Source organism: Mycoplasma pogonae (genome assembly GCF_054170725.1).
In genome coordinates this window covers 54,333-69,626 of the sequence record NZ_JBSWZS010000003.1, presented here as the reverse complement: position 1 = coordinate 69,626, position 15,294 = coordinate 54,333, and the positions used below count along the sequence as shown (strand labels likewise).

Below are 15,294 nucleotides of genomic sequence, written 5' to 3'. Positions count from 1 at the left end.
ATGTTATAATTTTTTGAGGAAAAAATTAACATGAATAAATCAGAACGTCAAGATAAAATTTTAGAGCTAATCAATAGCAAGGGAATTGTTCAAACTAAAGAAATCAATAGTTTACTTGCTGATGTAACGCCAATGACACTAAACCGTGATTTGCGCTTATTATTAAGCGCTGGTTTAATTCATAAAGTTTCATTAGGGTACTCTTCACTTGAATATTTTAATAAAAATAGTAAACCTAAAATTGTAGAACGAATTTTATTTGCTAATGAAAAAAATAAAATTGCTAAAAAAGTTACCAAAATCATTGAAAAAAATGATGTTATCTATTTTTCACCAGGGACTACAAGCAAAATTGCTGTTAAAGAAATTTCTAAGCCTTGTGTAATTTATACCAACTCTTATGCAGTTTATCAAGTAGCTAAAGAAAATTCAAATGTTAAAGCCGTTTTAATCGGTGGAGAAGACAAACATAATAAAAATATTTTTGTTGGAATTGAAGCAGCCAAAACAATTTCTAGTTTACATTTTAATAAGGTATTTTTATCAATTGTTGGAATCAGTGAAGATGGTTTTTTATTAAATAGCAATCAAGAAGAATCGCTAATTGAATCAACAGCCGCAATTAATGCCCAACAAATTGCTGTAATTGCCGATTTAAGTAAAATGTCAGCAAAAGGAAATTACAAATTTTTTAGCTTACAAAAATGTGATTATTTAATTGTTAATGATCTTAAAAAATTAAAATTAAAATTTGATTTACCAAATACTAAAATTATTTAAACTAAAAGTGGGTTTTTAAACATGAAAAAATTATTACTTTTCGGAACTGCACCTTTGATTATTGGTGTTGTAGGTTGTGCTGAAGTTGTAGCCCAAAAGCAAACTTTTCCAAATGATCCAATTGATAAAAAACCAATACAAAAACCTAAGGAGCCAGAAACCGCATTGCAATTGACATTAGAAAAAATTAATAATCTATCAAATATTAAAAATTTAGCTATAAACAATAATAAACATTTTTATTTTATTGATAGCCAAGGTAATCTAAAACAAAGTTTTAACGGAATAATTTCAACCTTAATTGAAAATATTCACCCTGAAAGTCCAATTTATGTTGATAAACAAAAAATTAGTTTAATTGATATAAATCAAAATTATGTAATGCTTGATTTACAAAATAACAAAGCTTATAGGAGTGATATTAAAACTAGTTTAAAAGGCGGATTTGTACATTTAAATTTTGCTACAATTATTGTTCACAAAGTTAATGACAAATATTATTTAGCAAGAATTGAAACAAATGGAAATAATTTAGTTATTGTTGCTAAATCACAACAAGAAATTACTCATGATGCCAAGCCATTAGCGGTAGGGCTGATTAACCAGACTGATAAACATATTGCTGTTTTAGCTAAACCGAGTTCAAATAGCGATTACCGCCATGGTGTTTTGGGTGATGAAATTGAATCAAAACAAATTATATTTTTAGAACGTCATAATTTAAGAGATTTACTAACACCACTAACATTAAATAATTCAGAAGTTTTTGAAGAAAATCGTTTGCAAATTTTAAGAAAAAACAATGTTGATTACTTAGTTACTGTAAGATCTGGTTGAGCAAATCATGGAGCTCAAATTGCAGTAATTGAAAACAAAAATAATTCACTTAAAATAGCCGCAACCGGCACTCCCTTACCTCCTAATAGATGAATGAGTGCTTTTGTTTATAAAAATTCTTTAAGTGAAGATGCGATTTTTGTAAATTACATGCCTCATTTTAAAAGAGAAGTTTGAAACTATAGTTTTGAAAATAACAATTTAATCGAAAGGGCAATCACTAATAAATATCATCCGAGTTTACATGAAATTAGCAACTATAATACAGCTATTATTGCACAAGTTAATGATTGATTATTAATGCCTGATGCCGATCATAAAAATTTGTTATTATATTCCATTACCAAAAATGAATTTAAAGAAGTGGCAAATAACAGTAAAATAAAAAATATCTATAATACCGAAAATAGTTTTTATGTCTTATTAGAAAATGGTAATATTTTAACGTTAAAAGTCAAGTAAGTTATTCCAAAAGCGGGAGCTACCTGCTTTTTTAAAATTATTAATTTAAAACTTTTGAAAATAATAAAAGTATTTTCAAAAGTTAGTTTCGCTTTTATCGCAATCAATATTTTCAAGTTTTTTCAAAGCATTTTTAAGATAAGTTTGAAAAATGGGAAGTTCAATATTGTATTTATTTAAAAAAGAAAATATTGTTTTGTAATACGAAAATAATGTATGCTTCAACAAAATTTTAGTATTCATTTTATTAATTTGAGATTTTGTAATTGTCAAAATTGTTATTATTGCATCCATTAATTTATAATTGTCAGTTAAATTTGCAATATCAAAAATAAGATTATAAAAAGAATCTGATGCAAAAATTTTACTATCTAAATTCATTTTAGCTTGTACTAAAATTTCAGCGCCGCCACCAAATTCAAATCCTACAAGTTTTTTTTCATCAAAAATAGCTATTACATTGCCGAAAGCATATCTATTATTATTTTCAGTATTAATGATTTCCCAGCTCGTTCCTAAGCCTTTAAAGTTATTGAAACCATATTTTCAAACTAAGTCATTATTTTTTTCTAATTTTACAATTATTTTGTTTTCTTCATTTTTAAAAATTTCTAAAAAATTCAAATTAAAAAAATTTACTAGCAAACTATTAAAAGTGATTTTAATAATAAATTTTTTTTCAGAAAATATTTCATTTAAAAATAAAAACTGATTTTTTAATTCATTTTCAATAGTTGTATCTGAAGATATAACAAAACCCCCAAGCATTGTAAGTTCTGAATTTCATTTAAATTCTTTATTTTCGTCATGATTTATAAATGTATTTGTTCTTAATGCTTTTTGTACAGTTATATAGCTTTTGTTTTTATTATTAATTCACATTTTTTTAGCTGTTGTTATTGTGCAATTGGTAAATTGAAGTGTTGGATCAAAATTTATTTTTAAAGGCAAAGGCTTAGTAAAATGATATTTTTTACTATAAAGTTTTAAAAAAGTTTTTAAAATCTTATCTTTTTCAATTTTAATTCTATTTAAATCATTAGTGTTTAAAATTTTTCTAATCATATAATTCTCTACTTAACTTAATTTTAACTTCTATAAAATCAGGGAAACTAATTATATGTAAATTATTATTACTTACATTTTTTAAAGTAATTTTTTTAGAATTATGTTTGATCACTTCTGCAAACAACTTATCATTTCAAAAAATATAATCACTTAAGTAATTGTTTTTTTGATTTGGAAAATTTGTAAAATAATTAATACCAATTAATTTAAATTTCAAAAATTTATTAAAAACGTGTACAAAAAGTTGATTTTTGTTTTTAAAATATTTTAATGACTTAATATCTAATAACTCAAATTGAAGTAAATGCTTTTTTATATCTTGAAAGGAAGAATTAGTACCCAATTTTAAATAGTTAGTCATGACTTGATCAAAATTTAATTTAGCAAATGGTGTTAGTTTATTTAAAAATTTTTTTACAAAAAGCAATATTAATTTTTCAATATTCAAATAATCAGTTTTAATCAAAAATAAGCTTAGATAATTTTCTCTATCATTATTATTTTCAATAAAATAATTTTTATTAATTCCATTAAAAATAAATTCATAGATGTTATTTCTTGAATAAATATTTTTAAAATTATGTTTTTTTAAAAAAGTTTCAAGACTAGACAAAAAATTTATTTTTTTATAAAAAAAATCATGATAACTTTGTTTCAAAAAATAATTTTGACAATTTGGTTGAGATAAAATTTGAATTGTTTTAATTTTTATTGTTTTTCACCCAATCCTAGTAAAATACTGTTCCCCTGTTATTGCAATAAACATTTCTTTTCTTAATTTTTTTTCAATTAAAAATTTAGTTTCTAAACTCACTTGATAAAAAGTATTTTCTGAAAATATATCTAAAAAAGAAATATTTTTAAATTTTCTAATATTTTTGATTCTTCCTAATATTTTCATGAATACTTTTGCCCCTTCTATCAAAAATCGCTAAAATAATAAATTTTCTAAAATTATAAGCTTTTTTAGTAGATATTTAATTTAACACTAAAAAAATCCCCGTTAAGAGGATTTAAAAATGATTTAAGTTTTAAATTATAAAAAATCTAAAACTTTTAATAGATTTAATTCAGTTTTTAAAGTTGGTGCATATTCTAGATAAACAACTTTGTTATTTTCATCTAAGACAAAAACTGCACGATAAGTTAGTGCTGGTAATTCTGGTAAAAATAGTCCCAAAGCTTTTGCTAACTCATAATTGTTGTTAAATAAAGATAAAAAAGTTACATTATCGTGATTTTTTTGACTGCATCATGTGCCACCTGCGATTGGTGCATCATTACTTACACCAACTAAAGCAACATCATGATTTTTTAAGTCATTTGCCAATTGGTTTAATTGCATATCACAAATCGGAGTTTGAATTGAAGGAAAAAAAATTACAACTTTTTTCTTATTTCCTAGATCTTTTAACTTAGTTGTTGTTAAATCTTGATTAAATAGTTCAAAATCTGGAAAATTATCACCAACTTTTAATTTTTGTTCTACTGTTTCATTTGCTAAATAATCTCTAACTGCCATATTTTATAGCTCCTTTTCTAAATTGATTTTTAAATATAAAAATCTATTAAAATTATAAAGCTTTTTTTAAGAAAAACAAATTTTAAAAATTGACTAAAAAGTGGTTAAAAAGCAATTATTTTTACTAGACAGCATTAAAATTAGTGTAAAATAATTAATTAGTAATTTAAATCTTTTTTACATTTAAAAATAAAATTTAAAAAATATATTTTTATTTATTAAATAAACAATATGGTAATTAAAATTAGTAATTGTAATTTAGCAAAAATGTAAAAAGAATTTATTTGTTTTTAGAATGCAAGAATAAAATTTTTATTTTTTTTATAGGAGAAAACTATTTATGGCAGGACATTCAAAATGAGCCAATATTAAACATCGTAAAGGTGCTCAGGATGCAATTCGGGGAAAAATGTTTGCTAAATTTTCTAAAGAAATTATGGTAGCTGCAGCTCGAGGCGGCGGGGATATTGATACAAACCCGGCATTGCGCTTAGCAGTTTCTAAAGCCCGGGCAAAATCAATGCCTAAAGCAAATATTGAAAAAGCTATTGCAAAAGCAACGGGTTCATCAAAAGACGGTAATGATTTTAAAGAAATTATTTATTCAGGAACTTTAAGTGGAGGAATTCAAGTTTTATTACTTTGTTTAACCGACAATGTAAACCGGGTTTCTGCAAATATACAATCATATTTTCGAAAAGCTGGCGGAAGCATTGGAAAGCAAGGGGCAATTCCTTATATTTTTCAGCAACGTGGCATTATTGAAATTAAAAAAGACTTAGTTGATGAAGAAACGCTAATGCTATTTGCACTAGATAATGGCGCTGATGATTTTGTTTCAGAAGATGCTGAAGTTTATGAAATTTATACTTCACCAAGTAAATTTATGCAATTAAAAGAAGCGCTTGATCAAGAATTTAATCTAGAGTATGAAACAGCAGAAGTTACTTATATTCCAGATTCTGAAGTAGAATTAAGTTCTGAGCAAGCTGAAAAATTAATGGCTCATATTGAAAAAATGGAAGATGATGAAGATGTTCAAGAAGTTTGACACAATATTAGTCCAAATTCATTTTAGAATTAATTTTACAATTAACATTTAGAAACTTTCAATAAAAGCTTTGAAAGTTTTTTTTATATAAAAAATAGTCTCTTAGTGAATTAGAGACTATTTTAATTTTTTATGATGTTTCTTTTTAAATAATAAGAATCAAATAGCTACCGGAATTGCTAATAATGGCAATAAAATTAAAAATCATAAATAATTTTTATTCATTCCTTCAGTTTCATCACCAACATTTGGTAATGTATCTAATTGCCCCATTAAATCAATAAATTCTTTTTGATATACCGAAACCTTGTTAACATCATTATTTTTAATTTTGTTAACTAAGTCTGTTTTAGTATTTATTATTAGTGGGCTTTTATTAATTTCATCAATTAGGTTTTGTTTAATATCATTTGAACTTTGAGCTTTTTCAAAATTCTGAATGTTTTGATTAATTTTGGTATCAACCATATTAATTACAGGAACAATTGTTGGTTCAATATGTTTTTTAACTTCATTCTTTTCAGCAACATTTAAATTAAATAATTTATCTATTTTATTTTTTAAGTTTTCATTAATTTTTTGGTAAATACTACTTAAAAAACTTTTAGCTTCTTCGGCTGTCGTGTCAAGGTTGAAGCTTGCTATTTTTTGCTGAAAAATCATTTTTTCATTTGGTAATAAATAATGAGAATTTTTATCAATAAAATCTTCAAATGTTTTTTTAAAATTATTTAATAATTCATTTTCGCTAGCAATTAGGCTACTCAAGCTTTTTTTGATTTCATTACCAACTTCAGTTGGGGTCAAGTTACCATTATTATTTATTGAAAAAAGTGGGTTTGCACGCATTTTATCAAGCGCAATTTCAGCTTGAGCAATTGTTGCATTAAAATCATTCTTATTTACAGCAATTTCAAAAGCATATTTACTTGTTGAGTCTTGTTTTTGACCACTAATTAGTTTTGCAGTCTCAATTTTTGTTTTTAATAAATTAATTTCTAAATTAAGTCGAGTTGCATTATTAATTAAATCACTTAAAGCATTCTGATTAGAAATTGTAGCAACTTTTTGCTTTAGTAAATCTCGTTGAATTTGACTTAAATGACTTAATGCATCGATTTGATTAATGTATTTTGTTACATTTCCACCGCTACTATCATTTGTAGAAATATTTTTTAAATCATCAAGTAATTTATTAATGTGAACAGTTTTTTTAGCTTCAATTTCTTGATCAGCAATATCAGTTTTTTCCGATTCTTTTGGCGGATTAACTGGTTCAGGTGTTTTTGAGCTTTGTGGTTGATTTTTGTTAGCATCTTGGGCTTTATTTTTAGTTTCTTCAAGTAATCTTTGGCGTTCAAGTTCCTGCCTTGCCTCTTCAAGCTTTCTTAATTTTTCAGCTTCAATACGTTGATCCTCCAACTCTTTTAATTGTTGATTTAGCATTTGTGCTTTTGTTGCTAAATCATTCACTTCAAGAATTGTAGTAACTTCATTTAACTTATTAGTAATTTCTGCTTTTATATTTTGATTTAAATAAGTTCAAATTGTTGAATCTTGTAATTTTTGCTGTAATTTTATTTTTTCTTTTTCAACTTCTATAGCTTGAATAATTGCGTTTTTAGAAATATCCATTTCAATAATTGCATTATCAATTTTTGTTATTGTTGCATTTAAACTGAATTTAGCATTATCAATTACTTGATTAATATTTGTAATTTTTATATTTAAAACTGAATTAAGTGCAGTTTCAACATTTTGATCATTATATATCTTAATAGCATTGCTAATATTAGCAGCTTTAGAAGCTGTAGAATAATTTCTGAAAGCAGTTTTCAATTTATTGAATTTATTATTAAGATTTGTGGCTTGATTTTTTAAACTTAAAATTTTTGAAATAATAACATCTTTTTCTAAATTTGGGTCAATAGCAATCATTTCATTTTGTAACTGTGTTTTTAACTCATTAGTTAAATATGGTAAATTATCAATTGTTTGTAACTGTGTTTTAATCGTTTCAATAATTACTTCATATTCTTTGATTTTAGCATTTAAATCTACTAAATTATCTTTTGATAATAATGATTTAAGCTTTGTCTTAGTTTCAAGTGGTAAATAATCAAAACCATCAATCTTAGCATTAGCTCTAGCTCAGTTAGCATTTCCATTTAAAATATTATTATCAGCTGTTGAATTTGAAGCATTATTAGCTGCTGTAATGATGGTATCATCATTTAAAGTTTTATTAGCTTCACTTTTTAGAGAAATAATTAAATTGTCAAACCGTTCCTTATTTGAATCATTTGCTAACTTGTAATTTATTGATCTCTTTAAACCCTCAAGTTCGATAATTTTATCTGTAATAATTTTAAACTGATTATTAATAAGACTAGCTCGCACTTCTAATTCAGCTACAGCTTCTTTTGTTTCTATTTGACTTAAATTCGCTAATATTTCTTGCTTGATATTAACTGGTAAATAACTATAGTCATTATTATTACCTAATTTTCTTCTAAAAACTTCTTTTATCTTTTGGATTTCTGAAGCATCAGAAACTGAATCACGAGCAATATCAATATCCAAAATTGCTTGATTAATTTTTGCAATCGATACTAATTCACTAAATTTTGAATCATTAATTGGTTGATTTAAATCCGCAACTGGGTTTTGAAATACGGAATTTAAAGCGCTAATAACTTTTTGATTATTCATTTGTTTATCAGCATCCGTAATAGTTGAAGAAGTGATTATTTTTCCATAATTATCAAATGCAACTTTTAGTTCATTAAATTTAGTATTGATTTTTGTGGCTTGAGATGTTATTTCACTTGCTTTTGTAGTCGCTTTTTGCTTTGTAAAATCATAATAATTATTAACTAAATCTATTTTAAATTTAGCTTTTAATGGTTCACTTAAATGCTGAAAATCATCAATTTTATTAACTTGTAATTTAATTGCATCCACAATTTTTTCATATTCATTGAATACTTGATTTAAATTCCTAAAGTTATCTTTTGGTAGTGAAGATATAAATTTACTTTTTAATTCAGAACCTATAATTTCAAAATTATTAATTTTTCTTTCAATTTCATTTAAATTAGTTTCACCATTTAAAGCACTAATATTAACTGTATTAAGTAAATTATTTGCTAAGGCAATTAAGGAATTGTCGAATAAGTTTTTATTGTATTCATTTTTCAATGAATCAATACTGTTATTGAATTGAGTTTGAATTGTAGTGGTTGCTAATTTGTAGTTAACTGTATTTTTTAAATTTTCAAGCTCAGCGATTTTACTTTCAATTTTTTCAACAATAGCAATTGCATTATTGATTTTATCAGTAAGTTGGCTAAAATCAACTTCAGAATTAGCAATATCAATTATTTTTTTTAGTTCATTACGAATTGGTGAATTAATTTTTGTTAACGGTAACTGATTTAATTGTCTTGCTAGTGCTTGTTTACGACTTTGAATCACATCTTTGCCATCAAGAGCTTTAGTTGCATTCTTAACAACTTGAATAGCTGCATTTAATGTGGTTATAGTAACACCTTGTTTTAATGGTAAAGTATTAATATTTGAATTATTATAAATAACAGAATTAACACTAGAACTTGAATTTAATGCCAAAACAGTATTTAAAGCATTAAAAATATTTTGTTTTTGTTGACTTTGATTTGAAGATTGTTGATATTCAAAACTTCCCATAGCACTTGTGAAGACCTTAATTGTAGCATCTAATTCACTATGCTTTTCAATAAGTTTTTCAACTTCTGTTTTAATTAAATTAATTTTATCATTGACACCTTCGATAGTTCTTACTGTTGTGTCTGCTTGAATTTGATCCAATTTTTGATTAAAGTAACTTTTTAATTCATTTGATAATAAATTATTGTTAGATATATCTCTTTTTGTAGCGTTTACTAAAGTTGCTTTTTGTTGATTAAATTTGCTTTCACCATTAAAAGAATTCATTAATGAAGTAATTGCATTAATCAAGTTTTCAACTGTTGCAACTTGATTAACTACTATTAATCCACTACTAATTGTTGATGTTTTTATTAAAGGCGAACTCAAACTTGTATTAGTTATAACAACATTAATTTTTTGGATTAATTCAGTTTCTTTTTGAATTATATTATCAGTTAAATCATGATCTAATGTACCAATTGAAGCTTTATATTGATTAAATTTATTAATCAATATAGTGAATTTACTATTCAAAGTTGTTGCATTAGTTAAGGAATTATTTAAATTAGAAATAATAGTTGCTTCAGGTAAATTTTGTCAAGTAATATTATCAAGTTGTTGAATAAAATGTTTGCTAACATTTTTATTTAAGTAAGTAAGATTGTTAATGCTGCTTTTAATTTCATTCATTTTGGTATTAATGTTTGAAAACATTGCCAGTTTTTCATTCAAAAGCGTAATAGAATTAACGATATTTATATCAGAAATAATTCTAATAGCATCATTTTTTTGAGCACTTGTAAAATTAGTTAAGTTATTAATTTTAGTTTTAGCAGCCTCTAGATTATTATTTCCATTTAATTCATTAAATGCTGTATTAATTGCATTAATAGCATCATTGATTGAACCGATATTATTTGCAGTTAGAGCTGAGCCGCTAATTGCTGAAGTTTTTGTTAATGGGGCAGTTAATCTTGCTGTTGAAAGAATTAAATTAACTTTTTGCGCCAATATTGTTTCTTTTTGAAGAATATTATCACTTAAATCATGATTAGTTGTGCCAATTGTATTTTTATATTGATTAAATTTACTAATTAAATCAGTAAATCTATTATTTAAGCTAGAAGCTTCAGCTAGTATGTTATTCAAGTTAGCTAAAATTGTTGTTTCATCTGAATTATCTCAAACGATGTCATTAATTTGTTTTTTGAAGTGGTCTTTAGTAGCTTGACTTAAATTTGGAAATCTATTAATGCCATTTAAAACATCAGTCATTTTGGCATTAACATTAGAAAACATTGTAACTTTTTGTTCTAATAACGCTTTTGTATTAATAGTGCTGATATTAGAAATAATAGCAATGGCATTGCTTTTTTGAGTGCTAGTAAAATTAGAAAAACCATTAAGTTTAGTTTTAGCTGTTTCCAAATTAGTTACACCGTTTAAACTATTAATTGTTGTTGTGATTGCGTTAATTGCTTCATTAATTGTATTGATGTTGGTTACATTAATTAATCCACCAGCAATTGAAGATGAAGTTGTTATTGGAGCTGATAAAGTAATGCTTGGTATAACTAGTTTTATTTTTTGCGCTAATGCAGTTTCTTTTGCATTTAAATCATCACTTAAGTCATGTTTTGGTGTTCCAATTACAGCTTTGTACTCAGTGAATTTATTTGCTATTTCACTAAATTTAGAATTTAAGGCTGTAGCATTAGTTAAAATAGTTGTTAAACTATTTATAATAGCGCTTTGATCAGAATTTCCTCAAGTAATATTAGCAATTTGATTTTCAAAATTTCTTTTTACATCCGAACTTAAATTTGAAAGGCGATTAATAGCTCTTTTAATTTCATCAATTTTAGTATTGATATTTGAAAACATTGCAACTTTTTGGTCTAATAATAATTTTGTATTAGTAGTATTAATATTAGAAATAATATTAATTGCACTAGTTTTTTGTGTTGAACTAAAATTATTAAGACCATTAACAATCCTTTTGGCAGCATCTAAATTGCTAATTCCATTCAATGAAGTAATTGCTGTTGCAATAGCATTAATAGCTTCTTGAACTGCTTCAACATTATTAGTAGCAAGTGAAACTCCGGAAATTGTAGAACTAGTAGTTAATGGTGCTGATAACCTTGAATTTGAAAGCACTGAATTTACTTTAGGAATTCATGTTGTTTCTTGGCGATTGGTTAGATCACTTAATTTGTAATTTGGTGTTGATAATAAATTTTTATATTCATTAAATTTATTTGATAAATCACTAAACTTAGAATTTAAAGTTTTAGCATTATCAAAAATAGTTGTCAAGTTAGAAATAATTACAGATTCTGATGCATTCTTTAAAGCAATGTTGCTAATTTTTTCTTTGAAATAATTCTTAGTAGTTTCACTTAAATTTAAAAGTCCAATAATATTATTTTTAGTTTCGCCAATTTTGGTATTAATTCTTGCAAAACTTTCCACTTTTTGATTAAGCGATGTTAAAGTATTAGTAATTGCGGTATCAGAAATAACATCAGTCGCTTGGTTTTTCTGGTTGTTAGTTAAATTCAAAAATCCATTAATTCTATTTTGTGCTATTTCGAAATTTCTTATTCCATTTAAACCAGCTAGTGCTGTATTAATTGCGGAAACAGTATCATTAATTGAACTAGCATTAGTTGTGGTAATTAATCCATTTCTAATTGATGATGTAGTAGTTAATGGTGCTGATAAGGAAATATTAGTGGCAACGGCTTTAATTTTTTGGACTAATTGGCTTTCATTGCTTGTTAAATTATCAGCAAAAATGTATTTTCGCGTACCGATTGTTACAATATACTCATTAAATTTATTTAAAAGTTCATTAAATTTATTATTTAAATTTTGTGCATTAGCTAAGATGTTATCTAAACTATTATTGATTGTTGATTCGGAAAAACTATTTAAATTAATAGCTGGTTTTTGCAATTTAAAATAAGTTTTGGTACTGTTATCTAAATGATCTAACTTATCAATCGATCTATTAAAGTCTTCGATTTTGTTATTAATTCTAGTAAAAGCATCAACTTTTTGATTTAATAAATTTATATTACTTATGGTATCGATATTGGAAATGATATTAATAGCTTGCGACTTTTCAGAACTAGAAAAACTACCAAAATCATTAATTTTATTTTTGGCACTAGCTAAATTGGTATTTCCATTTAATGCTTTTATAATAGCAGCTACGCCATAGACAATCCCATTGATATCTCTATTTTGGCTAATACCTGCATTTTTAACATTTTCAAAAGTTGTAATATAGCCATCTAAATTGTTTCTTCTTGCATAATTTGATAATTTGTAATTATCAGTATTTTTTGCATCATACATTTTCAATAATTCATTATCAACTTTTCTTAAATTTTCTAAAAATTTATCAATTTTTCCAGTCATTTCATTGATAGAATTAATTGTTGTTGTATTTTTCGAAGGGCTTTCTAAAAAAGTATTAATTTTATTCAAAAATTCTTGATCTAATAATTGCTTAGTTTTTAAATATGGAGTATTATTAGAAAACTCATTTTTAAAATTAGTAATTTTTGTTTTTAAATCTTCTCATCTTTTGATAAATAATAAATCAGGCAAAACTTTTGCACTAAATTCTAATTTATTATATTCACGTTCATTATAGTATGGGTTTCAAGGAGTTTTTTTAAATAATTCAACTTTTACATTTTCTTCACCATTAAATGAAGTAATCCCTGTTATCTCACCATTGTTGGAATTGATTTGAAAATTGCTTTTAACAAGCCCTCCATTAACATAAACATTAGCAAAAAAACCTTGTGTATTTCCTGTAAATGAAATTTTGTTGTCATTAGGCTTCATTGGCTTTAAGGTTATTTCATTTTTTTGAATAATTCTTCCAAAAACACCTTGATTAACGACATAATCAGGGTAGTAAAAATTGTTCATAATGACCCTATGAACAAGTGAGTCCCCTGCATAATCCATAAAAACAATTCCTAATCTAGTTAATTTCATTCCTTCATCTGAATTCAATCATTTTAAAACTTCGGGGTTCATCGATTTCGCTGTTGCCCATGGCTGTGAATTACTATGGGATCTACTTGTAAAACTCACATTTCAAGCTGGAGAATTAGTTCAACTATCACTAACATTTTTTAAATGATTTTTTATAGCATTAAATTTTGGTCAGTGATCTAAATTTCACTCATCTTGAGTATTCATGCTATATCAATTAACGCTATAATTATTGCCTGTATCTCATGCATTGTGATGCATATTGTTAACGATTAAAAATTTCCCTCTTAAATCTTTAACTTTTAAATTTAGACTTCCAACCACAGAATTAGAAGGTCTATACAAAAAACTTGAATAACTTCCATTATTCAAAAGATCATAAATTTTTTTACCTACACCACCTCTTTTATCTCTATTACCAAGGTCACCAATATTTTCATCTTTAATTCTAATTACAAAAAATTCACTAGGATTATCTATCAAATGAGCTCTAACCGCTCATAAAATACGATTTAAATTCCAACCACTATAAGCTCCCCCATGATTTACATCTAAATTTTCATCAATTCGAATATCTAGTGCTCGAATCCCCTGTTTGAATTGTTGCGTAAAATCACGATCTTGTGTTTTAGCTCAAGCCTGACCAAAAAATCCTCTAAGTCCAGTTACTGAAAACATTCCAGAATCATGAGTTCCAGGAATAGAAAGATCTTTTATAGGCATTTCATTTGGTAAATTGCTCATTCAATTTCTGAACTCTAAATCAGTGTGATGATTATCCTGATAAGCTTTATTATTATTAAAGGTTGAAACTGCTTGCCTAGGAAAAGCAGCAATAACAAAAAGCGGGACTGTCATAATTGATAATCCAGCAAGCGGAATTAAAAGTGGTTTTTTTAACTTCTTTTTCATAATATTGCTTCCTTTTTTATTATTTATAAATTTTTAGAGTTAGACAATGGGTTCATATATATAAATTTTATTACTATTTAATAAATTATTTGAAAATTCATGACTTTTTTTTTTTTTTTTGCTAGAAAATTAGTAGAGAGAGAAAAATGAAAAATATTTAAAAATTATAGCATTTTCATTAAAAAGCTTACTGAAAATTCAGCAAGCATTAAAATAATATGTTTTTAATAAGTTATTTAATTGAACTAAACTACAAAATTGAATTTAACTATTTTTTGAGGGTTTATTAGTTTGATTTCCGTCGCTATCATCGATTTCTTTTAAATGTGAGTTTTCTGAGTAAATAGTTTCCGGATCTTGCAATAGTTTAGTTGCTTGTTTAGTTTTTCTAGCATTTTTAAAATAAGTAATAATTTGTACTAAAATATAAGAAATGGGAATGGCAATTCCTCCACCAATTAGAAAAATATCAGCTAAGTTAAAAGTTCCATTATCATGTCAAGGTAAGAAAAATAAATCACGTACACTATTATGATAAATAATTCGGTCAATCATGTTACCTAAATTTCCAGCTGAAATTACAGCTATAAAAAATAAAACTGTTTTGCTTTTTGAAAAAAAGATTGAAATGAACATAAACAATAGTAGCAAAGCTGTAAAAAGATGCACAATTCAAAAGCCACCAAAAGTATCGTGCACTTTTGAAGTTACACCGTGGTGTAATAAAGGGCGCAATCCAATAAAACCTAAATTTTCAACTCAATCTGGGTTACTAAAAAAACTTAAATGATATTGTTCATCGGTAAAAATTAAAAATTTTGTTAGCTGGTCAATTAATGTAAAAATAATTAAAAAAACTAATAAAAAAACAGCATTAGAAATAATGCGTTTTTTGGAAACTATATGATTTGTTAAATATTTTGAAAATAATTTTTTTGTCATTTGTATGTTT

The 15,294-nt window shown here is 25.3% G+C and carries 8 protein-coding genes; 3 read left to right on the top strand and 5 right to left on the bottom strand.

Annotation, left to right across the window (positions count from 1 at the left end):
• Positions 1 to 30: 30 nt before the first annotated feature.
• Together ACW95P_RS01575 and ACW95P_RS01570 are read left to right on the top strand one after the other, a co-directional pair.
• Positions 31 to 780, top strand: coding sequence for a DeoR/GlpR family DNA-binding transcription regulator (locus tag ACW95P_RS01575; RefSeq protein ID WP_457961485.1), 750 nt, complete (start codon positions 31 to 33; stop codon positions 778 to 780).
• Positions 781 to 801: 21 nt separating this feature from the next.
• Positions 802 to 2,079, top strand: a complete 1,278-nt coding sequence (locus ACW95P_RS01570) for a hypothetical protein (RefSeq protein WP_457961484.1) — start codon at positions 802 to 804, stop codon at positions 2,077 to 2,079.
• Between the two features lie 45 nt (positions 2,080 to 2,124).
• Here ACW95P_RS01570 and ACW95P_RS01565 read toward each other — a convergent pair whose 3' ends face one another.
• From ACW95P_RS01565 to ACW95P_RS01555, 3 genes are all read right to left on the bottom strand, one after another.
• A complete protein-coding gene (locus ACW95P_RS01565) occupies positions 2,125 to 3,144 on the bottom strand; it encodes a hypothetical protein (protein WP_457961483.1) in 1,020 nt (339 codons plus the stop codon).
• Positions 3,137 to 4,048, bottom strand: coding sequence for a single stranded DNA-binding domain-containing protein (locus ACW95P_RS01560; RefSeq protein WP_457961482.1), 912 nt, complete (start codon positions 4,046 to 4,048; stop codon positions 3,137 to 3,139). The genes ACW95P_RS01565 and ACW95P_RS01560 overlap by 8 nt, the downstream gene beginning before the upstream one ends.
• Before the next feature lie 135 nt (positions 4,049 to 4,183).
• The gene (locus ACW95P_RS01555) at positions 4,184 to 4,669 is read right to left on the bottom strand and encodes a redoxin family protein (protein ID WP_457961481.1); all 486 of its coding nucleotides are present in this window, start codon (positions 4,667 to 4,669) and stop codon (positions 4,184 to 4,186) included.
• A 340-nt stretch (positions 4,670 to 5,009) separates the two neighbouring features.
• Here ACW95P_RS01555 and ACW95P_RS01550 point away from each other — a divergent pair, with 340 nt between their 5' ends.
• A complete protein-coding gene (locus ACW95P_RS01550; RefSeq protein ID WP_457961480.1) occupies positions 5,010 to 5,747 on the top strand; it encodes a YebC/PmpR family DNA-binding transcriptional regulator in 738 nt (245 codons plus the stop codon).
• A 90-nt stretch (positions 5,748 to 5,837) separates the two neighbouring features.
• Here ACW95P_RS01550 and ACW95P_RS01545 read toward each other — a convergent pair whose 3' ends face one another.
• Together ACW95P_RS01545 and ACW95P_RS01540 are read right to left on the bottom strand one after the other, a co-directional pair.
• The gene (locus ACW95P_RS01545; protein WP_457961479.1) at positions 5,838 to 14,342 is read right to left on the bottom strand and encodes a hypothetical protein; all 8,505 of its coding nucleotides are present in this window, start codon (positions 14,340 to 14,342) and stop codon (positions 5,838 to 5,840) included.
• Positions 14,343 to 14,606: 264 nt separating this feature from the next.
• Positions 14,607 to 15,284 carry a signal peptidase II gene (locus ACW95P_RS01540; RefSeq protein WP_457961478.1) on the bottom strand — a complete coding sequence of 226 codons (678 nt, stop codon included), beginning with the start codon at positions 15,282 to 15,284 and terminating at the stop codon, positions 14,607 to 14,609.
• Positions 15,285 to 15,294: the final 10 nt, after the last annotated feature.